Below are 22,352 nucleotides of genomic sequence, written 5' to 3' on the forward strand. Positions count from 1 at the left end.
ATGGATATGCCCGCCACGTTGGCGGGCATAGGGTCAAACGATGATGCGGCCGTGCGCCATTGCCACCGAACGATCGCACATATGGTCAATCACGTCCGCATCGTGGCTGACCAGCACCATAGTCAGATCGCCCGCCTGTTTCAGCTCGTTAAGCAGGTTAAGGATTTCCGCCTGCACTGACATGTCCAGCGCCGAGGTCGGCTCATCCAGCAGCAACAGCTTCGGCCGCAGCAGCAATGCGCGCACGATCGCCACGCGCTGCCGCTGCCCGCCCGACAGCTGATGCGGATAGCGATCCAGCAGGCGCGGATCCAACCCCACCTGGCGAAAGCCCGCGCCGATTTTGCGTTCGATGTCGCTTTCCTGCAGCAGTTTTAGCGGTTCCGACAGCGTACGCAACAGCCGGTGTTTAGGGTGTAGCGAAGCATAGGGATCTTGAAACACCATCTGCACCTCGCGCCGCAGTTCGCCGGTAAATACCTGCCCCGGTTGTAGCTGCCGCCCGAGCAGTTCAAAACCGCCGCGCCAGCTGTCGTTCAGCCCGGCCAGCACCCACAGCAACGAGGACTTGCCGCAGCCGGAAGGCCCCACCAGGCCGAAACACTCGCCCGGTTCGATGCGCAGGTTAACGTCGTGCACCACGGTGCGCTGTTCATAGCCCTGACGGTGACTGACGCTGAGGTTCTCCAGTGCAATTACGCTCATTTCAACGTCTCCAACAGCGCGCGGTCCAGTACCGGCAGCGGTTTGCCGCGCGTCTCGCGGCTCGGCCGACACGCCCACAGCGTGCGAGTATAAGGGTGCGTGGCCTGCGCCAGCTCTGCTGCCGGCAGTTGATCCAACAGCTCGCCTTTGTACATCACCAGCACCCGCTCGCAGTGGTGCGCCACCTGCTGCAAATCGTGGCTGATCAGGATCAGCCCCATGTTGCGTTGCGCCACCAGATTGTCTATCAGTTGCAGCACCTGATCGCGCATCTGGTGATCCAGCGCCGACGTGGGTTCATCGGCAATCAACAGCTGCGGATCGTTGATCAACGCAATGGCCAGCATCACCCGCTGCCCCATCCCGCCGGAGAGCTGATGCGGATAACGGCCGCACAGCGCCGCCGGATCGGGCAACCCCACCGCCGCCAACATATCCAGCACTTTTTCACGCCGCTCGGCGCGGCTTAGCTTGGCATGCAGCACCAGCGGTTCCTCCACCTGACGGCCGATCGGCTGATTGGGATTCAGCGCATGTTTGGGATCTTGCATCACCATCGCCACCCGGTCGCCGCGCAGGCGGCTCCACTGGCGTTCGCTCAGGCGCGTCAAGTCTTCATCGCCCAACGTCAGGCGCTGCGCCTGCAGCTGCAACGGCGGCGGCAATAGCCCCATCAGCGCACGCGCGGTCAACGATTTGCCGGAGCCGGACTCACCGACCAGCGCCAGTCGCTCCCGCCCCATGCTGAACGAAATATTCTTCACCAGCGCCACCGGCTGCGGCCCCGGCACGCCGATCGCCAAACGTTCAACGGTCAATAAGGTGTTATCAGTGCCCATGACGAGGATCCATTTTGTCGCGCAGGCCATCGCCCAGCAGGTTAAACGCCAGGCTGGCGAACAGGATCGCCCCGCCCGGTGCGGCGGCGACCCACCATTGGTCGAAAATCACTTTACTGCCTTCGGCCACCATCGATCCCCATTCGGCGGTCGGCGGCGCGACGCCCATGCCGAGGAACCCCAGACCGGCGGCGGACAAGATGATGCCGCCCAGACTCAGCGCCGCGCGCACCACCGCGCTCGGCAGGCATAAAGGCAAAATGTGGCCGACCATCAGCCGCAGCCCGTTGATGCCCTGCATACGCGCTGCCGCCAGGTAGTCGCTGCGGCGCAGCGCCAGGGTTTCGGCCCGCGCTTGGCGGGCAAAGGCCGGCCAGCTGGTCAATGCCAACGCCAGCGCGCCGTTCATCAGCCCCGGCCCCATGACCGCCACGAACGCCAGCGCGATCACCAGGCTCGGCAACGACAGGAAAATGTCGGTCAGACGCATCAAAATACGCTCTACCCAGCCGCCGAGATAACCGGCGCAAATGCCGACCAGCAGACCAATGGGAATGGTCAACACCAGAATCAACGACACCAGGATCAACGTCGGCCGTGCGCCGTAAATCACGCGGGAGAGCAAGTCGCGGCCGAAGCCGTCGGTGCCCAGCCAATGTGCGGCGGAAGGCGGCAGTAACCGCAGCTCGATATGCTGCAGATTGGGATCGAAAGGCGCCAGCCACGGAGCCAGCAGCGCGGTGACGATCAGGATCGCCACCAGCGCCGCGCCCAGCGTCAGCGTGGTCAGGCGCCGACCGCGGCGGTAACCGACGGCCGGCTCGCTTTGCGGTTCGTGTTCAGAGAGATATTGGCTCATCGGGTTCGCGGATCCACTAAATAGGTCAAGGCGTCAGCCAGCGCATTCAACAGCACGAAACAGGTGCCGATCAGCAGCGTGGCGCCGAGGATCGCCGGCGTGTCGGCGGCAAACAGCGCCGAGGTCAGGTAACGCCCGACGCCGGGCCAGGCGAACACCGTTTCGGTCAATACCGCGCCCTCGAGCAGGCTGGCGTAGGAGAGAGACAGTACGGTGATCAGCGTGCCCAGCACGTTGGGGAACACATGGCGCAGCAGAATGCGCAGGCGGCCGGCGCCCTTGGAGCGCGCCAGCGTCACGTATTCCTTGTTGCATTCTTCCAGCATCGCCGCGCGCAGCAGCCGGGTGATACCCGCCATCGACAGCAGCGCCAGCGCCACCACCGGCAGCCACAGGTGGCTGATGGCGTTGTAGAACATTTCGCGATCGCCGGACAGCCAGCTGTCAATCAACACGAAACCCGTACGCGGCTCCATGCTGTACAAGTAAATGTCATCCAGCCGCCCCGGCCCCGCCGACCAGTGCAGCGTGGCGTAGAACAGCAGTAGCCCGAGCAGGCTCAACCAGAAAATCGGCACCGAATAACCGATCAGCGACAGCAAGCGCGCCGCGTTATCCAGCCAACTGCCCGGTTTGAGCACCGCCAGAAACGCCAGCGTAATGCCGCCGAGAGCGCCGAGGATAATGGCGCAGGTGGCCAGTTCCACCGTCGCCGGGAAGGTACGCAGCAGATCGCTCAACACCGGCTGGGCGGTGATGCGCGAAATGCCCAGATCGCCATGCGCCAGGTGCACCAGATAGCGCCAAAATTGCACCGGCAGAGGCTGATCCAGCCCCAGCTCGTGCCGCACCTGCGCATAGGTGGCTTCGCTGGCGTGATCGCCCGCCACCTGCAGCGCCGGATCGATCGGCGCCAGGTGCGACAGCATGAAGGTGAACAGCAGCAGACCGAGCAGCGTTAACGCCAGCGACAGCGCGCCGCCGAGCAGCCGCCCGCCCCTGCGCCAATACCGCCGGGCCGCCCCGGCGCTGGCGGACAGGTCAGCAGCCATTACTTGCTGACCTTGCTGTAGAACACCATGTCAGGGTTGATGCCCTGCACATAGCCCTTAAGGTTGTCACGCACTGCGATCAGGCTGCGCGCCTGCAGGCCGATGACAAACGGCGAGCTTTGCTGCACCTCTTTCTGCAGTTGCTGGTAGTCGGCCACCCGTTTGGCGGTGTCGTTTTCTGCAGTGGCGGCCAGCGTCAACTTGCTCAGCGCCGGGATCTGCCAGTTGGCTCGCCAGGCCAGCGTCTTGCTGCCGTCCTCCGGGTTGTAGGCAAAGGCGGCCGCGTTGGTGTTAGGATCGAAGTAATCCGGTCCCCAGGAGGTCAGCGTCGCATCGTAGTTAAGCGTTTTCACCTTAGTGGAGACCTGCGAGCTGATGCCCGGCACCAGTTCGACCTTCACGCCGCCCTGAGCAAAACTGGCCTGCAGCGCCTGAGCGATATCCAGATACGGCGGCTGGTTGTTGACGTCCAGACGGAAACTGACGTTGCTCAGCCCCGCTTTGGCCAGTATTTCTTTGGCTTTCTGTGGATTGAAGCTGTACGGCTGATCCTTGAGCGCGCCCAGATAACCGTCCGGCAGGAATGCCTGATGGCTCTGGAACTGCCCTTTCAGCAGATCGTCGGCGATGCCTTGGTAATCGAACAGCCAGCGCGCCGCCTCCCAAAATGCCGGGTTGCCGAGCGCCGGCGACGCCTTGGCGTTGAACTGCAGGTAATAAAGCGAGGCGTAAGGAATGGCCAACGGTTTGACGCCCGGCTTGCCCTTCAGGGCCGCCATTTGGTCCGCCCCCAGGTTGCGGGCGATATCGGCATCGCCCTGCTCAATCAGCAAACGGCGCGCGGCCGGATCGGGCACGTTTTTGATCAGGATGGTTTTCAACGTCGGCGCCCCTTCCGGCGAGCCGGGGTTCGCGTCCAGCACCACCACTTCGTGCGGCACATAGGTGCGAATTTTGTAAGGGCCGCTGCCGGCGGAGTGGCTGTTCAACCATTGGTGCCCCAGATCGTCGCCCTGCTGGTGCGCCAGCGCCTCTTTGGCGTCGACAATCGAGGATACCGGCGCCGACAGCAGGCTGAGCACGAAGGCCGGGCTGACGTTTTCACTCCAGCTGATTTTTACCGTATGGTCATCCACCTTGGTCAGGTGTTGATCCACGTTCTTCGCGTTCCAGCCCAGCTGCGTTAGGATAAACGACGGCTCCAGATTCAATTTCACCACCCGTGAAAGCGAAAAGATCACGTCCTCCGGCCGCAGCGGGTTACCGCTGGCGAATTTAGCGTCCGAGCGCAGGCTGAAAGTCAGGCTGCGGTTATCGGCGCCGGCCTGCCAGCTGCTGGCCAGAGTCGGCTTGAGATCGATGGGGTTGTGCGGATCGGACTGGATCAAACGTTGATACAGGCTGTTGAACGACTGCACCGTGGTTAACTCAAATCCCTGGGCCGGGTCAAAGCTGACCACGTCATCGATAGACTGTGCGATCACCAACGTGTTGGCCGGCGTCGCCGCCTGTGCGTTAACGCTGGCCGCCACGGCCAAAAACAGCAAAGAAGGAACGAGCGCTTTCATCTGAAACTCTCCAAGCGGATGGAATTTATAATAATTTTGCGAGTGTATGCGAGCGCGATCGGCAGCTGAAGGTACTTAAATCACTATAGATATTCTTTTTATGTATATAGATGGGGTTTTGATTATTAGGCGGGCAATGCAGAATGCGCGGCAGGAATTGCCTGCCGCTTATCGGTTAAATCTGGTAATCAATCACCGCGTCCAGCTGCGACGAGAAGACCTTGTCTTTGATTTCGGTCAGCGACAGCGTCGGGTTGCACAGTTGGATAAAGCGCCAGGCATAGTTGCGCTGCAGCTGGCTGCGTTTCAGGCCCAGCCATACCGTATTGGGTTCAAACAAATGCTCGGCGTTGAGGCTGACCAACCCGCGATCGCGCTCTTTTTCATACGACATGTCCGCCAGCACGCCCACGCCCAATCCCAGTTCGACATAGGTTTTAATCACGTCGGAGTCTTGTGCGCTGAGCGCGATGTCCGGGGTCAGGCCCGCCGCTTTGAACGCCGCATCCAGCTTCGCGCGCCCGGTAATGCCCTGCCGGTAAGTGATCAGCGGCAAAGTGCTGAGCATCTCCAGCGTCACCTGCGGCTGACGCGTCAACTCGTGCCCTTCCGGCACCAGAATGGTGTGATGCCAGCGGTAATATGGGAACGACGCCAGCGATTCGTCGCTCATCAGCCGTTCGCTGGCAATGCCGATATCGGCTTCGCCGGCGGCCAACATCGAGACGATCTCTTCAGGGCTGCCCTGATTGAGCACCACCCGCACCCGCGGATAAAGCGCGCGAAACTCTTTGATCACCCCCGGCAGGCTATAGCGCGCCTGGGTGTGCGTCGTCGCGATATGCAGCTGGCCCGAGTCGTTACTGCTGAAGACATCCGCCAGGCGACGGATGTTATTGGCGTCGTTGAGAATGCGCTCCGCCACCACCAGCAGCTCTTTGCCGGGCTCGGTCATGCCCAGCAGCCGTTTGCCCCGGCGAATGAATATTTCGATGCCCAGCTCTTCTTCCAGCTCGCGAATATGCCGACTGACGCCGGACTGCGAGGTAAATAACGTATTGGCGACCTCGGTCAGGTTGTAGTTGCAGCGCGCCGATTCACGAATAATTTTTAATTGTTGAAAGTTCATCCCCGTCTCCCTGTTTCTTCCAGTAGCGTTAGCCATATTGATACGGAGTCCCGCGGGGCTGAACAAATAAGAAATAACCTTTACTTATGCAATTTAATACTAAGTCGATCATTCTGCTTCGCATAGGGGATGGGAAACTGACAAAAAACAGCGAATGACTTTAAAAATAAAGGGATAGATAACCACAATAAAAACATGCCTTCAATCACTGTGCAAATTAAAGTTATTAAATATAGGCATTAGATATAAAAAAAGGGCTCAGCATGCTGAGCCCCTCACCGTTCGCATTCCCACAGCAGCCTCAGGCGGTGGCCTCACTGCCGATGCCGCCGGTGCGGTTCTGCTGCAGCCATTGCTGCACGCAGCGCACCAGATCGCCGATGCAATCATCCTGCATGCCGTGGTGCTTCAACTCGTTATCCAGCGCAAACAGATATTGCGCGTTGGTGCCCAGCGGGCCGCTGGCGCTGGCGATCAATGGCGCGATCACCTGGTAGCTGGTGTCTTCTTCAAACAGCGGATGCTGCGGGTTCATCACGAATACCAACGCAGTAACCTTCTCGCCGCCATCCAACTCCAGCTCGCACCAGGTCGGCACGTAGCAATCGGTCACCATTTCGCGCTTCCAAAGCAGCTCCAACTCTTCACGCAGTTTGCTTTCCGGCAAGCGAAAGGCCAGGCCCGTAGTGTGGCCGCCGGCCTTCAACGCCAGCATGCGCCCCGGCTGATGCAGCGTGCCGCGCCCGGCGGTCAAGCGCATACAGAACGCCCGGTGCCAACCCTGCAGCTTGGCCGGCCGCACTTCTTCCGATTCGAAAACCGGGTTCCACATCAGCGAACCGTAACCGAATATCCATACGGGGCTGTGACCCGGCCGGCGCGATAAGGTGCAATCCAACGAGGCTGCACGCTGTTCAGGCGTCAGCAACAACGACTCCTCAATAGCGCCGAATGCAGTTTTGCAATCCGCTTTTTGCAGAAAATCTCGCGTTAACACTGATATTACCTCCCGGGAATACGATTTCTCGCCTTCCCTCGCCACTGCTGAACCTTTGATGTTTTATTTTCGGCTGCGGATTTTTATTAATTCAATCACCGCGCCTTATAAGAATGACCTTATTCTTTTCCTGACGTGCAATCAAGTTACAAAGCGGCGTTAAAGTGAAAAAGTATTTGTACTGAGCAGCAATAATATTAATTGCCGGGCTCCACATAATGTCTGCGCGATTTTTGCTGCGTGATAATTCGTTACTTTTTATGCCAACGTTCGTCATCGCCCTTACGATAGCTTTGCTTGACCGCCGCCCAAGCTACCTTATGCGCCGTCTCTTCACGGCTGTCGTCACCGCGCCGGTCATCGGGATCGCGGTATTGTTGCCAGGCGCTGTTGAACGCTTCTTTATAGATCGCCTGCGCATGTTCCGGCAGCACATGCTTCACATTGTCCGGCAAGTCGTTCGTGCTGTGGTAGGGCATATGGCCTCCCCTTTCAGGATGAGTGAACCTTAAGCCTAGCCCACATGCGGTTTCGTCTCAATTAGCAAACAATTCTCATTATCAAACGACATGTTATACTCACCGCCAAACGAACTATAAGGAGATCCCCGTGACTACCGAAGCCCCTCGCTCACGCGCCCCCTACCTGATCGCCGTCAGCCGCGTACAGGACATTACGCCGCACCTGCGCCGCATTACCTTTACCGCCCCCGATCTGCGTTACTACCCGGCCAATGCCGCCGCTGCACACATCAAAGTCTTTTTGCCGCTCGCCGGCCAGACGCAGCCGGACCTGCCGACGCTGACCGAAAACGGCCCGCGTTGGGCCGCAGATGCCGTACGCCCGATCGTGCGCACCTATTCCATCCGCGCCGTGCGCCCGGAACTGGCGGAAGTGGACATCGAGTTCGCCATTCATGACCATCAGGGCCCGGCGGTCGACTTTGCGCGCCAGGCGAAAGCCGGCGATAAAATCGGCATCAGCAACCCGGGCGGCCCCAAGCCGATGCTGCCGGCCGCCGACTTCTACTGCCTGGCGGGCGATCCTTCCTCACTGCCTGCGCTGGCCGCGCTGTTGGAAAACCTGCCGCCGCACAGCGCCGGACGCGCTTTCGTCCGCGTCGACAGCAACGCTGACGTCATTGACCTGAAAAAGCCTGCCGGCGTTGAGGTGAATTGGGTTGTCGGCGGCACAGAGAAAACCGACGAATTGGTCGCTCGGTTCCGCGCGCAATCCGTGCCGCAGAGCGATACCCACTTCTGGCTCGCCGGTGAAGATCGCCTGGTGGTAGAGCTGCGCCGCTACCTACGCCGTGAACGTCAATGCGATCGTAATCGTCTTTATGCTGTGCCTTACTGGCGTGAGGGGCTAAATGAAGAGGGTTACCACAATAAACGGCATGAAATCATGGATAACATTGACGACTGATCGTCTCATTTTCCTTGATTAACCGAGTACTAAACAAGTAAACATGACTTTTCTCAAATCTAACGTTAAAACTTGGCGTTATTGCGTAAAAGTAAGTAAATAAAACCGCACCCCGTGCGGTTTTTTTGCTACCCTGATCACATAAAGCAAGCAATTGCTTTCTCAGATAAAAACAACATCACACCGGCGCCGTGGGTGTATCCTAATATAAAATACCTACTGGAAACGCAGAGTTGCCGTATCACGGCAACCGGCGCTGACGGGCTACGCTGTTTGAGAAGGAGTGCCACCCTCATGAAGTCGCAACACGATCCTGGCCGATCCACCAAATCTCGCCACACCGAATACTCGCTGATCTTCCCTATCGCCGCGTTGGTAGTGCTAAATCTATGGGGTAGCACCGGTAACTTTCCGCTAATCGTCGGCATCAATATTCTCGCGCTGGTGGGGATCCTCAGCAGCGCCTTCAGCGTGGTGCGCCACGCCGACGTGCTGGCCCACCGATTGGGCGAACCCTATGGCTCGCTGATCCTCAGTTTGTCGGTGGTGATCCTCGAGGTCAGCCTGATTTCCGCGCTGATGGCCACCGGCGACGCCGCACCGGCGCTGATGCGCGACACGCTGTATTCCATCATCATGATCGTTTCCGCCGGCCTGGTCGGCTTTGCGCTGCTGCTCGGCGGGCGCAAGTTCGCCACCCAGTACGTCAACCTGGGCGGCATCAAACAGTATCTGATGGCGATTTTCCCGCTGGCGGTGATCGTGCTGGTGTTCCCGAGCGCGCTGCCAGGCGGTAACTTCAGCACCGGGCAAGCGCTGCTGGTGGCGTTGATCTCCGCCGCCATGTATGGCGTGTTCCTGGTGATCCAGACCAAAACCCATCAGAGCCTGTTCGTGTACGAGCATGAAGACGACGATGGCGATCCGCATCACGGCAAGCCCTCTTCGCACAGCAGCGCCTGGCACGCCGCCTGGCTCATCGTGCACCTGATCGCGGTTATCGCCGTCACCAAGTTCAACGCCAATCCGCTGGAAGGCCTGCTGACCAAGATGAATGCACCGGCGCAGTTCACCGGTTTCCTGGTGGCGCTGTTGATCCTGTCGCCGGAAGGTCTGGGCGCGCTGCGCGCCGTGTTGAACAATCAGGTGCAACGCGCCATGAACCTGTTCTTCGGTTCGGTGCTGGCGACCATCTCCCTGACCGTGCCGGCGGTGACCATCATCGCCACCCTGACCGGGCAGACGCTGATCTTCGGCCTGCAAACGCCGCATATCGTGGTGATGCTGACGGTGCTGCTGCTGTGCCAGCTGTCGTTCTCGACCGGACGCACCAACGTGCTGAACGGCACCGCCCACCTGGCGCTGTTCGCCGCCTACATGATGACTATCTTCGCCTGATCAAAAAGGGGCGCACTCTGTGCGCCCCTGCCTTCGTTATACCGAGAAGAATATCGCCGCGGCGATCCCCCCGAACAAAATCCACTTGATGATGTAATAACCGGTGCGGTTCCAGGCCTTCAAGCGTTTCCCCACCCGGCGTATCGCATAGATGTATTTGAACATCTTGTTGACGCCGCCGGTACGATCGCCCTCTTCGTTCGGCGCGGTGGCGGCGCTCATCAGATTGCGCCCCAGCCAGTGGTTAACCGCCTGTGCCCAGCGGTAGCGCATCGGCCGTTCGATGTCGCAGAACAGGATCAGACGATTCTGCCCGCTCTGATTTTCCGCGTAGTGCAGATAGGTTTCATCGAACATCACGCCTTCACCGTCGCGCCAGCTGTAGCGTTCGCCGTCCACCTCAATGAAGCAGCGGTCATCGTTGGGAGTAATCAGCCCCAGGTGATAACGCAGCGAACCGGCGTAAGGATCGCGGTGGCGCGGCAACCGGCTGCCGTCCGGCAGTTCGGCGAACATCGCCGCCTTGACCGAAGGCAGGCTGCGCAGCAGTTCCGTGGTCTGCGGGCACAGGGTCATGGCGGAAGGATGGCTGTCTTCATACCATTTCAGGTAAAAGCGTTTCCAACCAGTCTTGAAGAATGAGTTGAAACCGGCGTCGTTGAATTGATCGGACGCCTTGATCTGCTGGATCTCCATCAGCTTCTGTCCTTCGTCGCGGATGGTTTCCCAGTTCTCCCGCAGTACCGCCAACTCAGGGAACTGCTCCGGCTTCAGATACGGCGTAGTCGGCACACGGGAAAACAGATACATGAAAACGTTCAACGGTGCAGTAAAGGTGGAATGGTCAGACAGCTGTCGCCACACGTTGTAGCGCACCCGTCCGCGGTAATGCACATAGACGACGCATAAAATAAGCAAAATCAGAATGATGTATTTCATGTTTGAATCGCATCAAGGAACCCACACGCTATGCGCCGCGCGGCGCACACCCCAGATAATGTCCTTTTGGCGGCACAGGCAAATTGCGCGCCAATCTGGAACCCATTAATCATTAACGCTAACTCAACGAAAATCCATACAAAAAACCACAATAATTTACACAAAGGTTAAACGAAATGATAAATGAGGGGCGATAAAAAAGGCCGCCGAGGCGGCCTTTCCATTAGCGGATAGGTTAACTGTAAGCGTTGAGCGTGCGCTGGCACAAAGCGGAGCGTACGCAGTCCTGTTTTTCAAAGCGGATAACGCCGATCATCTCGTCCTCTTCGAAGCGTTCCAGGGCATCGCTGAGGCCGGATTTCACGCCGCGCGGCAGGTCGCACTGGGTCACGTCGCCGTTAACGATAACCGTCACGTTTTCCCCCAGGCGGGTCAGGAACATTTTCATCTGGCTGGCGGTCACGTTCTGGGCTTCATCCAGGATAACGACCGCATTTTCGAAGGTGCGTCCGCGCATGTAAGCAAACGGTGCAATCTCTACCTTGCCGATTTCCGGGCGCAGGCAGTACTGCATAAAGGAAGATCCTAAACGACGTACCAGAATGTCATACACCGGGCGGAAATAAGGGGCGAACTTCTCGGAGATATCCCCCGGCAAGAAACCGAGGTCTTCATCCGCCTGCAAAACAGGACGGGTAACGATAATCCGATCCACCTCTTTATGGATCAGCGCCTCCGCCGCCTTGGCGGCGCTGATAAATGTTTTGCCACAGCCCGCTTCGCCGGTGGCGAAGATCAGCTGCTTATTCTCTATGGCTGATAAGTAATGACCCTGAGCTTCGGTTCTAGCCTCGATGGGTGAGCTATCGCGCTTGTCTCGCGCCATGCCGATAGACTCGACTCCCCCCATTTGCACCAGCGAGGTCACAGACTCTTCTTCCAGCTGGCGATGACTACGAGCGTCACGACGAATAACGCGTTTCGCTTCACGACGTGCTTTGATCACTGCTTTCTGTCTACCCATAGTGGCACCTTACAGTTTGTTTCACCTACCGCAACGGCCAGGCCGTGCGATTATGTTTCACACACGTATTAGGTTTTGGCCTCCTCCGAGCCAATGAGAGCCAAGGGACAATGTGAATTGACGGCAACGCTTAAGCGCCGTTTTTTCACGGGACAACGCGGACTGCATCAATAAACGTGGAGTAAAAAGTGGTGAGATTCGGTAGCGATAAGAGTGCGGAGTTGCCGGTAAAAGAGAGTCGGAGAGAGAACCCTCGTTACAACGAGAAATCAGGGGAGATGTGTTATTTTTTCTTTCCAGCCCAACCAAGGACTTTACCATTAGCGATCCCCGCAGTGATATTTACAGCTTCAAGCTGTGCACCGTGTGAAAACTACCGCCAGATGATTACAGTATAATGACATTCAATCCTGTCGCGTTACTAAAATGTAAAAAAATTTTATATGTTTTGTTTTTAGTTATCGTTAAAACACTATATCACGCGCGACACGTCATTCCATAAAAATTTTTAACATATAAATTTCAACAAATTACAATTAAAAACCGCGAATGACACTTTGGTTTCCTGATTAAATTTTGCACAACCAAAAAACGCGGCGGTGCGTGTTTTTTAATCCATAGGCCAGGTGTCGAATTGACTTTCGACGCTCAATCTTCCTTACGGCAGGCAAAACAAAGTAAAACGAGGCAGGCGATCCCGCCTCGTCATTCCGGGTTCAGGCCTTAAGCAGGCCGCTGGCCAGATAGTCACCGTTCTCTTTCACGCCCGGCAGCACGAAGAAATATCCGCCGCCAATTGGCTTGATGTATTCCTCCAACGCTTCGCCGTTCAGCCTTTTTTGCACCGTCAGGAAGCCTTTCTCCAGATCGGCCTGATAACAGACGAACAGCAGCCCCATTTCCAACTGCCCGGCATTGGAGACGCCAAGGGAATAGCTGTAGCCGCGCCGCAGCATCAGGTTGCTTTGGCTTTCCGGCGTGCGTGGGTTAGCCAAGCGAATGTGCGCGTCCATCGGGATCACCTTACCGTCGGGATCGTTCGCGTAATTCGGCTCGTCATGTTCATGCTTCATGCCGAGCGGCGCACCGCTGTGCTTCTCGCGGCCGAAAATGGTTTCCTGCTCCTGCAGCGGCGTGCGATCCCAAAACTCGACGCGGAAACGAATAATACGCGCCGCCTGATAGCTGCCGCCCGCCGTCCACGCCGGTTCGCCGACGCTGTCGCCGACCCAGACCACTTTATCCATCAGCGGTTTGTCGTCGGTCTTCGGGTTGGCGGTGCCGTCTTTGAACCCCAACAGGTTAATCGGCGTCTCTTTGCCTTTGCTGCGCGCCGCGTGCGCGGAGATGAACCCTTCCCGCTTCCAGCGCACGCTGAGCAGATCCGGCGAGTGCTTGATGATATCACGCAGCGCGTGGAGAGCGGTTTCGTTGGTGTTGGCGCAGATCTGCAGCAGCAGGTCGCCGTGGCAAAGCCCGGCGTCCAACGCATCGTTGGGGAAGCGGGTCATTTTCTGCAATTTCAGCGGCTTGTGCGCCTGCAGGCCAAAGCGCTCGTCGAACAGCGATGCGCCGACCGAGACGGTAATGGTCAGGTTGTCCGGGTAAATCTCCGGCCCCATGATGCCGGAATCGAGCGGTGGCAGCTTGGCGTCCACCTCCGGCGCCTTGCCGCCGTGGGTCAGGAAGGCGATGCGATCGGTCAGTAGCCGGAACAGGCGCTCCAGCCCCGCTTTGTCGGTCGCCAGCACATCGAACGCCACCAGCATCATCGCCGCCTGTTGCGGCGTCAGCACCCCGGCCTGATGGCGGCCATAAAACGGCTGCTTCTGCCAGCGCTCATCCTGCGGCGTCGCCAACGGCTCCGCCGCATTGCCCGCCGCCTGCGCCAAGCGGGTGCCGCCCAGCGCCAGTGCGCCCAGCCCCAGCCCTTGCAGCAAACGGCGCCGTGAAGGCGATGCCGCCCCCTGAGAGTGCAGATGAGGCCCGTTATTCGGGCCTGCCTTGTTGCTCATAACCGTATGCCTCAGTCCAGGCCCAACACGCCGCGCAGTTGGGAAAGGTCTTCCGCCAGCGTGGTGATCGGCCCTTTCAACGCATTGCGATCGGCATCGGTCAGCTTCTCATAGGACTCATACCCCTCTTTGGTTTGGTACTTCGCCAAAATGGTGTCCACCGTTTTGAAGTTGGCGTCGATCTTGTCCAGCAGCGGCTTATTGGCTTTGACCAGCAAAGGACGCAGCAGGTTGACTATCTTCTGCGCGCCGTCGACGTTGGCCTGGAAGTCCCACAGGTCGGTGCGGCTGTAGCGGTCTTCTTCACCGCTGATCTTGCTGGCCGCCACCTCTTCGATCAGCCCGGCTGCGCCGCCCACCACCTTGCTCGGCGGGAAGGTCAGTTCACTCACGCGCTTTTGCAGCTCGACGGTGTCGTGGTACAGGCGATCGGCGTAGGCGCCCATGTCTTTGGTGGAGTTGTCGGCAAACAGCGCCTTCTCCAGACGGTGGAAACCGGTGAAGTTAGGGTCCGCCGATTTCTTCTCGTAGTCGTCTTCGCGGGCGTCGATGCTGCCGTCCAGATCGGAGAACAGCTCGGCGATCGGCTCGATGCGCTCATAGTGCTGGCGGGTCGGCGCGTACAGCTTGCGCGCTTGCTCCACGTTACCGGCCTTCACCGCGTCGGTGAACAGCTTGGTCTGTTTCACCAGCCCATCGACTTCTTTGGTGACGTAAACTTTGTATTCGGCGATCGGGCCAACCAGATCCAGCGCGCTCGGCTTGCCGTCGGTAGCGCCGTTGGCCGCTGCGGTGACAGTCAGTTTGCCTTTCGGATTGCTCAGCAGCCCGCAGGTCATGTCATATTCGCCCGCTTCCAGCGTGGCGGTCATTTTCTGGGTGAAACCCGGCGCGATGTTCTCGCGCTCTTCCACCACCATCACCCCTTTCAGGATTTCCCATTCGACGTTTTTCTGGCTGGTGTTGTGCACCACAAACTGCGTCTTGCCGGCCGGCACCGTCAGCTGCATTGGTTCGCACTGCTTGTCGTTGACCGTGACCTTGACCTGCGGCACGTCCGCCGCCAAGGCGTCGATGCTCAGCGCAAACGCCGGGATAGCCAGTAATGCTGCGTGCAACGCCTTGCGGCGAAATAACGGAGTAGACATACGAGATTCCCTATTAAACATTAATGATTGATTTTACGTTGCGCCGGGGCCGCTGCCGGCTCCGCGCGCTGCGGCAGGAAAAAGAAAATCAGCGCCGGGATCAGATACAGGAAGTAGACCGCCACTTCGCTGACCGTCGGGGCTTCCTGATAACCGAGAATGCCTTCCAGCAGGGTGCCGAACAGCGAATGGGTCGACAGGGTGTTGCTGAAATCGAAGGCGATGTCCTGGAAATGGTTCCACAGACCGGCTTCGTGGAAGGCGCGGATCGCCCCGGCGGCCAGGCCGGCGGCGACGAACAAAATGAACAGGCTGGTCCATTTGAAGAATTTGGCCAGGTGCAGCTTCACACCGCCCCAGTAAATCATCATGCCCAGCACGATGGCGGCAACCAGCCCGAGCACCGCACCGATCGGCGCCGCGGCGCCCACGTCTTGCTGAAACGCCGCCAACAGGAAGAACACTGACTCCAGCCCTTCTCGCGCTACGGCGAAGAACACCATCGCCACCAGCGCCCAACCCTGCCCTTTACCGGCGTTAAGCGCCTGATCGATCGCGCCTTCCAGATGCACCTTGACCGATTTGGACACCTTACGCATCCAGAACACCATATAGGTGAGGATCAGCACCGCCACCACCGCCACGATGCCTTCAAACAGCTCCTGCTGTTTTTGCGGGAACTCGCCGGTGGTCTCATTGATGAAGATGCCGAGCGCCAGACACAGCGCCGCGGCGACAATCACGCCGATCCACACCGCACCGAGCCATTGGCTGCGCTGCGTGCGTTTCAGGTAGCTGGCGATCAGGCTGACGATCAACGCAGCCTCCAGCCCCTCGCGGAACATGATAAGAAAGGGAACGAACATAAATAAACACCCCTGAAAAGACCGCGGCGGCAGAGAAAACTGACTCGAAATGAGCGGCGGCAACTCTGTAAAGAAACGTAAAATACAACGAGAGTGATTATCATTCTGCCAAGAAGAAATACAAGAGGCGCAAGCGTGATTTTTTCTAATCAAATGTCGCCAGGTGTTACAGCCGGATGACGGGGTAAGCCGGCAAAAAGAAGGGGCGCTCTGCGCGCCCCTTGCTGACTGACATCGAACGGCGTTATACCGTTTTGTACTCGGCTTCCGCCTGATCGAAACGTTCGGTCATGGTGGTAGACGGCTGGCGGCCCATCAGGCTCACCACCACAATGGCCAGACAGCCCAGGATGAAGCCCGGGATGATTTCGTACAGGCCCAGCCATTCATACTGTTTCCAGACGATCACCGTCACCGCACCGACCAGCATGCCGGCCAGCGCGCCGTTGCGGGTCATGCGCGACCACATTACCGAGATCAGCACAACCGGGCCGAAGGCGGCGCCGAAACCGGCCCAGGCATAGCTCACCAGGCCCAGCACGCGGTTCTCCGGGTTGGCCGCCAACGCGATGGCGATCAGCGCCACCACCAGCACCATCACGCGGCCGACCCACACCAGCTCACGCTGGCTGGCGCCCTTGCGCAGAAATGCCTTGTACAGGTCTTCGGTGATCGCACTGGAGCACACCAGCAGCTGGCAGCTCAGAGTACTCATGACCGCCGCCAGAATCGCCGACAGCAGCACGCCCGCCACCCATGGGTTGAACAGCAACATCGCCAGTTCGATGAACACGCGTTCGCCGTTCTGCGACACGTTACCGGCTTGATCCGGGTTATTGGCGAAGTAAGCAATGCCGAAGAAACCGACGGCGATGGTGCCGGCCAGGCACAGGATCATCCAGGTCATGCTGATGCGACGCGCGCTGCGGATGGTGCGGTGAGAATCCGCCGCCATGAAACGCGCCAGGATATGCGGCTGGCCGAAGTAGCCCAGGCCCCAACCCAGCAGCGACAGGATGGCGACGAAGTTCAGCCCCTTCAGCATGTCAAGGTTGGCCGGGTTCTGTGCCTGGATCACCAGCATCGAGGTATCGATGCCGCCGACGGCGAAGATCACGATCACCGGCGTCAGGATCAGCGCGAAAATCATCAGGCTGGCCTGCACGGTGTCGGTCCAGCTCACCGCCAGGAAACCGCCGATAAAGGTGTAGAGGATGGTCGCTGCGGCGCCGGCCCACAGGGCGGTTTCGTAGCTCATGCCGAAGGTGCTTTCGAACAGGCGCGCGCCGGCCACGATGCCGGAGGCGCAGTAAATGGTGAAGAACACCAGGATGACGATGGCCGAGATCACCCGCAGCAACTTGCTGTTGTCTTCAAAGCGGCTGGTGAAATAGTCCGGCAGCGTCAGGGCGTTGTTGTTGGCTTCGGTATGTACGCGCAGCCTTCCTGCCACCAGCTTCCAGTTCAGGTAAGCGCCAATGGTCAGGCCGATGGCGATCCAGCTTTCGGAGATGCCGGAGAGGAAGATGGCGCCCGGCAGGCCCATCAGCAACCAGCCGCTCATGTCGGAAGCGCCGGCGGACAGCGCGGTCACCACGCTGCCCAAACTGCGGCCGCCGAGAATATAGTCATCAAAGTTGTTGGTTGCCCGGTAGGCAAGCAGGCCGATCAGCACCATCCCGAAAATGTACACCAGGAAGGTCACCAGCATAGGTGTGCTCATTGTCATTTAATTCTCCACTTTCATTATTATTCGCGTTTCGCTCCGGCCAAGCCGGCGCCGGTAAACCCACGCGCAATGCATTTCACTGGCCGCCGCGCCGGAACGTGGCGCAGCCTGCGAGCAAGTGCAGGTAAAATAGTTTCTGCCCGTAATTGTTGACCGTCGGTTATCCTAGATGAGCTTTTCATCAACCAACAAGACATTTAACAACAAAGTTACACAAAGTTTACCCTGCGTCACATTTACCGGGCTCACGGGTTGCACTTACGACAAGCAAAGTGAGTTGCACCTGGTTATTACCCTTATATACCGCAAGGTAAAGCGCCTGCGGCATCATAAACCCCGCCGCGTTCGCTCAATAACGCAACATTCATGCCAACTGCCCATGTTAAAAAATCGATGAAACTCACACTTCGCTCATCAGCCTGATTTAACAAGGTTGCACAAAGTTGCAACATGCAGGATATTGTCTGCATTCTTGACACCACACATCACACGAACCTATCCCAACAGGCTTTCCGGCCTGCTGTTTGTCTAGCCTGATGGGATAGGTTCTAAACACAGGAGTTGGATAGGCATGGGCACTACCACAATGGGCGTGAAACTCGACGAGGCAACACGCGACCGGATCAAGAGCGCCGCGCAGCGCATCGATCGCACGCCGCACTGGCTCATCAAGCAGGCCATCTTTAATTACCTCGAGCGTCTCGAGAGCGGTACCGATATTCCTGAAATTCCAGCGCTGGCCGCTGCGGGCCAGCCTGAAGCGGACGACATTATGCCGCAAGCGCAGGAAGAGTCACACCAGCCATTCCTCGATTTCGCCGAACAAATTCTGCCGCAATCGGTGACCCGCGCCGCCATCACCGCCGCCTATCGTCGCCCGGAGACCGAAGCGGTGCCGATGTTGCTCGAACAGGCGCGATTACCTGCCGATCTTGCTCAGGCTACTCACAAAATGGCCTACGGCATCGCCGAGAAGTTGCGTAACCAAAAAAGTGCAAACGGCCGCGCCGGCATGGTGCAAGGCCTGCTGCAAGAGTTCTCCCTCTCCTCGCAGGAAGGCGTAGCGCTGATGTGCCTGGCGGAAGCGCTGCTGCGCATTCCGGACAAACCGACCCGCGATGCCCTGATCCGCGACAAGATCAGCAACGGCAACTGGCATTCGCACCTCGGGCGCAGCCCGTCGCTGTTCGTCAACGCCGCCACCTGGGGCCTACTGTTCACCGGCAAGCTGGTGTCGACCCATAACGAAGCCAATCTGTCCCGCTCGCTGAACCGCATTATCGGCAAGAGCGGCGAGCCGCTGATCCGCAAAGGCGTGGACATGGCGATGCGCCTGATGGGCGAACAGTTCGTGACCGGCGAAACCATCGCCGAGGCGCTGGCCAACGCGCGCAAGCTGGAAGAAAAAGGGTTCCGCTACTCCTACGACATGCTGGGCGAAGCCGCCCTGACCGAGGCCGACGCCCAGGCCTACCTGGTTTCCTACCAGCAGGCGATCCACGCCATCGGCAAAGCCTCCAACGGCCGCGGCATCTATGAAGGCCCCGGCATCTCCATCAAATTGTCCGCCCTGCACCCGCGCTACAGCCGCGCGCAGTACGAACGCGTGATGGAAGAGCTTTACCCGCGCCTGCTGTCGCTGACCCTGCAGGCACGCCAGTATGATATCGGCATCAACATCGACGCCGAAGAGGCCGACCGACTGGAAATCTCGCTCGATCTGCTGGAGAAACTGTGCTTCGAGCCGCAGTTGGCCGGCTGGAACGGCATCGGCTTCGTGATCCAGGCCTACCAAAAACGTTGCCCGTTCGCCATCGACGCGGTGATCGACATGGCGCAGCGCAGCCGCCGTCGCCTGATGATCCGTCTGGTGAAAGGCGCTTACTGGGACAGCGAAATCAAACGCGCCCAAATGGATGGCCTGGAAGGTTATCCGGTTTACACCCGCAAGGTGTACACCGACGTATCCTACCTGGCCTGCGCCCGCAAGCTGCTGTCGGTGCCGAACCTGATTTATCCGCAGTTCGCGACCCACAACGCCCATACGCTGAGCGCCATTTATCACCTGGCCGGCAATAACTACTACCCTGGCCAGTATGAGTTCCAATGCCTGCACGGCATGGGTGAACCGTTGTACGAACAGGTAGTGGGCAAAGTGGCCGACGGCAAACTGAACCGCCCTTGCCGCATCTATGCACCGGTCGGCACCCATGAAACGCTGCTGGCTTACCTGGTGCGCCGCCTGCTGGAAAACGGCGCCAACACCTCGTTCGTCAACCGCATCGCCGACGCCACCCTGCCGCTCGACGAGCTGGTGGCCGATCCGGTCAGCGCCGTGGAAGCGCTGGCGGCCAGCGAAGGCCAGATTGGTCTGCCGCATCCGCGCATTCCGCTGCCGCGCGAGCTGTATGGCGAGAAACGTACCAACTCCAGCGGCCTGGATCTGTCCAACGAACAGCGTCTGGCCTCACTCTCCAGTGCCCTGCTCACCAGCGCCAGCCATCCGTGGCGCGCGGAACCTATCATCGATGCCGAGTTGGATCAGGGCGTCGAGCAGCCGGTGATCAACCCGGCAGAGCCAGGCGATGTGGTCGGCTACGTGCGTGAAGCCACCGAAGGCGAAGTCAGCCGTGCGCTCGACGCCGCCGCGGCCGCCGGCCCAATCTGGTTCGCTACGCCGCCGACGGAGCGCGCCGCGATCCTCGAACGCGCCGCCGAGCTGATGGAGAGCCAGCTGCAAAGCCTGCTGGGCATTCTGGTGCGCGAAGCGGGTAAAACCTTCAACAACGCCATCGCCGAAGTGCGCGAAGCGGTCGACTTCCTGCACTACTACGCCGGCCAGGTGCGCGACGACTTCGCCAACGACAGCCACCGCCCGCTGGGCCCGGTGGTCTGCATCAGCCCGTGGAACTTCCCGCTGGCGATCTTCACCGGCCAAATCGCCGCCGCGCTGGCGGCGGGCAACAGCGTGCTGGCCAAACCGGCCGAGCAAACGCCGCTGGTGGCCGCGCAGGCGGTGCGTATCCTGCTGGAAGCCGGCATTCCGCAAGGCGTGCTGCAGCTGCTGCCGGGCCAGGGTGAAACCGTCGGCTCAACGCTGGTTAACGATGCCCGCGTCCGCGGCGTGATGTTTACCGGCTCCACCGACGTCGCCGGCATTCTGCAACGCAGCATCGCCGGCCGTCTGGATCCGCAAGGCCGTCCGACGCCGCTGATCGCCGAAACCGGCGGCCTGAACGCCATGATCGTCGACTCCTCCGCCCTGACCGAACAGGTGGTGACCGACGTGGTGGCCTCCGCCTTCGACAGCGCCGGCCAACGCTGCTCCGCGCTGCGTATCCTGTGCATTCAAGAAGACGTGGCCGAGCACACGCTGCAAATGCTGCGCGGCGCGATGGCCGAATGCCGCATGGGCAATCCGGAGCGCCTGTCGACCGACGTGGGGCCGGTGATCGACGCCGAAGCCAAAACCGGCATCGAACGCCACATCCAAGCGATGCGTGCCAAAGGCCGCAAGGTGTACCAGGCCGCCAAAGGCAGCGCGCAGGATGAGAAAGAGTGGGCGCGCGGCACCTTCATCAAGCCGACGCTGATCGAGCTCGACAGCTTCGACGAGCTGCAGAAAGAGATCTTCGGCCCGGTGTTGCACGTGGTGCGCTTCCAGCGCAACAATCTGGACGCGCTGGTCGATCAGATCAACGCCGCCGGTTATGGCCTGACGCTGGGCATTCACACCCGTATCGATGAAACCATCGCCCGGGTGACCGAACGTGCCAAGGTCGGCAACCTGTACGTCAACCGCAACATGGTCGGCGCAGTGGTCGGCGTGCAGCCGTTCGGCGGCGAAGGCCTGTCAGGCACCGGCCCGAAAGCCGGCGGTCCGCTGTACCTGTACCGTCTGCTGGCCAACCGCCCGGACGACGCGCTGCAACGTACGCTGCACCGTCAGGACGAAGAGCGCCCGATGGAAGCCACCGCACGGCCGCAGCTGCTGGGTGCGCTGCAATCGCTGGAGAAATGGGCGGTCACCAGCCAACACGGCGAACTGGCGGCATTGGCGCAGCGCTATGCGGAACTGGGCCAGGGCGGCACCGTACGCCCGCTGCCGGGCCCAACCGGCGAGCGCAATACCTATGCCCTGTTGCCGCGTGAACGCGTGCTGTGCCTGGCGGATAACGAAACCGACGCGCTGACCCAGCTGGCCGCCGTGCTGGCGGTTGGCAGCTGCGTGCTGTGGCCGGAAGCGGAACTGCAGCGCAATCTGTTCCGCCGCTTGCCGAACGATGTGCAGGCGCGCATCGCCTTCAGCAAAGACTGGCAGCAGGATAAGGTCGAGTTCGACGCCGCCATCTACCACGGCGATGCCGACCAGCTGCGCACCCTGTGCGAGCAGATCGCGCAGCGCGGCGGCGCCATCGTTTCGGTGCAGGGCTTCGCCCACGGTGAAACCAACATCCTGTTGGAACGCCTGCTGATCGAACGTTCGCTGAGCGTCAACACCGCCGCCGCCGGCGGTAACGCCAGCCTGATGACCATCGGTTAACGCATCGCCAAGGCGGCCATGCATCGCCGCCTGACTTGCTCACCGCTACGCAAACCCTGCACTCGTGCAGGGTTTTTTATTGCCCGCAGGCCGATCAGCCGTTAGCGCCTTAT

17 protein-coding genes are annotated in these 22,352 nt (G+C 59.5%); 3 read left to right on the forward strand and 14 right to left on the reverse strand.

Features of this window, described 5'->3' with window-relative positions; translation table 11 throughout:
• Positions 1–33: 33 nt before the first annotated feature.
• The 8 genes from ACJ8J4_RS05665 to chaB form a co-directional block, all read right to left on the reverse strand.
• Positions 34–705 carry an ABC transporter ATP-binding protein gene (locus ACJ8J4_RS05665; protein WP_141998302.1) on the reverse strand — a complete coding sequence of 224 codons (672 nt, stop codon included), beginning with the start codon at positions 703–705 and terminating at the stop codon, positions 34–36.
• Entirely contained in the window at positions 702–1,544 is an 843-nt protein-coding gene (locus tag ACJ8J4_RS05670) for an ABC transporter ATP-binding protein (RefSeq protein ID WP_025303222.1), read from the reverse strand. Before ACJ8J4_RS05670 ends, ACJ8J4_RS05665 begins: the two co-directional genes overlap by 4 nt.
• Complete coding sequence (locus tag ACJ8J4_RS05675) at positions 1,534–2,403, reverse strand: ABC transporter permease (protein WP_016927339.1); 870 nt, start codon at positions 2,401–2,403, stop codon at positions 1,534–1,536. The genes ACJ8J4_RS05670 and ACJ8J4_RS05675 overlap by 11 nt, the downstream gene beginning before the upstream one ends.
• Positions 2,400–3,455: an ABC transporter permease gene (locus ACJ8J4_RS05680; protein WP_049204111.1), complete on the reverse strand. Its 1,056-nt coding sequence runs from the start codon at positions 3,453–3,455 to the stop codon at positions 2,400–2,402. Before ACJ8J4_RS05680 ends, ACJ8J4_RS05675 begins: the two co-directional genes overlap by 4 nt.
• A complete protein-coding gene (locus ACJ8J4_RS05685; RefSeq protein WP_049295813.1) occupies positions 3,455–5,023 on the reverse strand; it encodes an ABC transporter substrate-binding protein in 1,569 nt (522 codons plus the stop codon). Before ACJ8J4_RS05685 ends, ACJ8J4_RS05680 begins: the two co-directional genes overlap by 1 nt.
• A 175-nt stretch (positions 5,024–5,198) precedes the next feature.
• Positions 5,199–6,152 carry an HTH-type transcriptional regulator Cbl gene (cbl, locus tag ACJ8J4_RS05690; RefSeq protein ID WP_025303225.1) on the reverse strand — a complete coding sequence of 318 codons (954 nt, stop codon included), beginning with the start codon at positions 6,150–6,152 and terminating at the stop codon, positions 5,199–5,201.
• 301 nt (positions 6,153–6,453) lie between these two features.
• On the reverse strand, positions 6,454–7,149 hold the full coding sequence (locus tag ACJ8J4_RS05695) for a gamma-glutamylcyclotransferase (RefSeq protein WP_025303226.1): 696 nt from the start codon (positions 7,147–7,149) through the stop codon (positions 6,454–6,456).
• Between the two features lie 251 nt (positions 7,150–7,400).
• Positions 7,401–7,628 carry a putative cation transport regulator ChaB gene (gene chaB / locus ACJ8J4_RS05700; RefSeq protein WP_025303227.1) on the reverse strand — a complete coding sequence of 76 codons (228 nt, stop codon included), beginning with the start codon at positions 7,626–7,628 and terminating at the stop codon, positions 7,401–7,403.
• 130 nt (positions 7,629–7,758) lie between these two features.
• Between chaB and ACJ8J4_RS05705 the strand changes: the two genes are divergently transcribed.
• Together ACJ8J4_RS05705 and chaA are read left to right on the forward strand one after the other, a co-directional pair.
• Positions 7,759–8,577, forward strand: coding sequence for a siderophore-interacting protein (locus tag ACJ8J4_RS05705; protein WP_264383596.1), 819 nt, complete (start codon positions 7,759–7,761; stop codon positions 8,575–8,577).
• A gap of 294 nt (positions 8,578–8,871) precedes the next feature.
• A complete protein-coding gene (chaA, locus tag ACJ8J4_RS05710) occupies positions 8,872–9,975 on the forward strand; it encodes a sodium-potassium/proton antiporter ChaA (RefSeq protein ID WP_264383597.1) in 1,104 nt (367 codons plus the stop codon).
• Between the two features lie 36 nt (positions 9,976–10,011).
• On the opposite strand, the gene lpxO is transcribed toward chaA, so the two are convergent.
• The 6 genes from lpxO to putP all read right to left on the reverse strand — a co-directional run bounded on the left by lpxO (position 10,012) and on the right by putP (position 17,696).
• Complete coding sequence (gene lpxO, locus ACJ8J4_RS05715) at positions 10,012–10,914, reverse strand: lipid A hydroxylase LpxO (protein WP_025303230.1); 903 nt, start codon at positions 10,912–10,914, stop codon at positions 10,012–10,014.
• 235 nt (positions 10,915–11,149) lie between these two features.
• Positions 11,150–11,938: a phosphate starvation-inducible protein PhoH gene (gene phoH, locus ACJ8J4_RS05720; protein ID WP_015378226.1), complete on the reverse strand. Its 789-nt coding sequence runs from the start codon at positions 11,936–11,938 to the stop codon at positions 11,150–11,152.
• A 716-nt stretch (positions 11,939–12,654) separates the two neighbouring features.
• A complete protein-coding gene (gene efeB / locus ACJ8J4_RS05725) occupies positions 12,655–13,953 on the reverse strand; it encodes an iron uptake transporter deferrochelatase/peroxidase subunit (RefSeq protein ID WP_049209045.1) in 1,299 nt (432 codons plus the stop codon).
• A gap of 11 nt (positions 13,954–13,964) precedes the next feature.
• Positions 13,965–15,101: an iron uptake system protein EfeO gene (efeO, locus tag ACJ8J4_RS05730; protein ID WP_142590281.1), complete on the reverse strand. Its 1,137-nt coding sequence runs from the start codon at positions 15,099–15,101 to the stop codon at positions 13,965–13,967.
• Positions 15,102–15,121: 20 nt separating this feature from the next.
• Complete coding sequence (gene efeU / locus ACJ8J4_RS05735; RefSeq protein WP_049209047.1) at positions 15,122–15,967, reverse strand: iron uptake transporter permease EfeU; 846 nt, start codon at positions 15,965–15,967, stop codon at positions 15,122–15,124.
• Positions 15,968–16,211: 244 nt separating this feature from the next.
• Positions 16,212–17,696, reverse strand: coding sequence for a sodium/proline symporter PutP (gene putP / locus ACJ8J4_RS05740; RefSeq protein ID WP_060447836.1), 1,485 nt, complete (start codon positions 17,694–17,696; stop codon positions 16,212–16,214).
• 571 nt (positions 17,697–18,267) lie between these two features.
• Here putP and putA point away from each other — a divergent pair.
• Complete coding sequence (putA, locus tag ACJ8J4_RS05745; protein ID WP_025303235.1) at positions 18,268–22,239, forward strand: trifunctional transcriptional regulator/proline dehydrogenase/L-glutamate gamma-semialdehyde dehydrogenase; 3,972 nt, start codon at positions 18,268–18,270, stop codon at positions 22,237–22,239.
• The last annotated feature ends 113 nt before the right edge of the window (positions 22,240–22,352 follow it).

The organism is Serratia sp. CY47280 (genome assembly GCF_052168655.1).
Lineage (GTDB): Bacteria > Pseudomonadota > Gammaproteobacteria > Enterobacterales > Enterobacteriaceae > Serratia > Serratia bockelmannii.

What these genes read in the sequence shown, in the direction of transcription:
- ACJ8J4_RS05665 (WP_141998302.1), bottom strand. Translation starts at nt 705, where the DNA reads ATGAGCGTAATTGCACTGGAGAACCTCAGCGTCAGTCACCGTCAGGGC.
- ACJ8J4_RS05670 (WP_025303222.1), bottom strand. Translation starts at nt 1,544, where the DNA reads ATGGGCACTGATAACACCTTATTGACCGTTGAACGTTTGGCGATCGGC.
- ACJ8J4_RS05675 (WP_016927339.1), bottom strand. Translation starts at nt 2,403, where the DNA reads ATGAGCCAATATCTCTCTGAACACGAACCGCAAAGCGAGCCGGCCGTC.
- ACJ8J4_RS05680 (WP_049204111.1), bottom strand. Translation starts at nt 3,455, where the DNA reads ATGGCTGCTGACCTGTCCGCCAGCGCCGGGGCGGCCCGGCGGTATTGG.
- ACJ8J4_RS05685 (WP_049295813.1), bottom strand. Translation starts at nt 5,023, where the DNA reads ATGAAAGCGCTCGTTCCTTCTTTGCTGTTTTTGGCCGTGGCGGCCAGC.
- cbl (WP_025303225.1), bottom strand. Translation starts at nt 6,152, where the DNA reads ATGAACTTTCAACAATTAAAAATTATTCGTGAATCGGCGCGCTGCAAC.
- chaB (WP_025303227.1), bottom strand. Translation starts at nt 7,628, where the DNA reads ATGCCCTACCACAGCACGAACGACTTGCCGGACAATGTGAAGCATGTG.
- chaA (WP_264383597.1), top strand. Translation starts at nt 8,872, where the DNA reads ATGAAGTCGCAACACGATCCTGGCCGATCCACCAAATCTCGCCACACC.
- lpxO (WP_025303230.1), bottom strand. Translation starts at nt 10,914, where the DNA reads ATGAAATACATCATTCTGATTTTGCTTATTTTATGCGTCGTCTATGTG.
- phoH (WP_015378226.1), bottom strand. Translation starts at nt 11,938, where the DNA reads ATGGGTAGACAGAAAGCAGTGATCAAAGCACGTCGTGAAGCGAAACGC.
- efeB (WP_049209045.1), bottom strand. Translation starts at nt 13,953, where the DNA reads ATGAGCAACAAGGCAGGCCCGAATAACGGGCCTCATCTGCACTCTCAG.
- efeO (WP_142590281.1), bottom strand. Translation starts at nt 15,101, where the DNA reads ATGTCTACTCCGTTATTTCGCCGCAAGGCGTTGCACGCAGCATTACTG.
- efeU (WP_049209047.1), bottom strand. Translation starts at nt 15,967, where the DNA reads ATGTTCGTTCCCTTTCTTATCATGTTCCGCGAGGGGCTGGAGGCTGCG.
- putP (WP_060447836.1), bottom strand. Translation starts at nt 17,696, where the DNA reads ATGACAATGAGCACACCTATGCTGGTGACCTTCCTGGTGTACATTTTC.
- putA (WP_025303235.1), top strand. Translation starts at nt 18,268, where the DNA reads ATGGGCACTACCACAATGGGCGTGAAACTCGACGAGGCAACACGCGAC.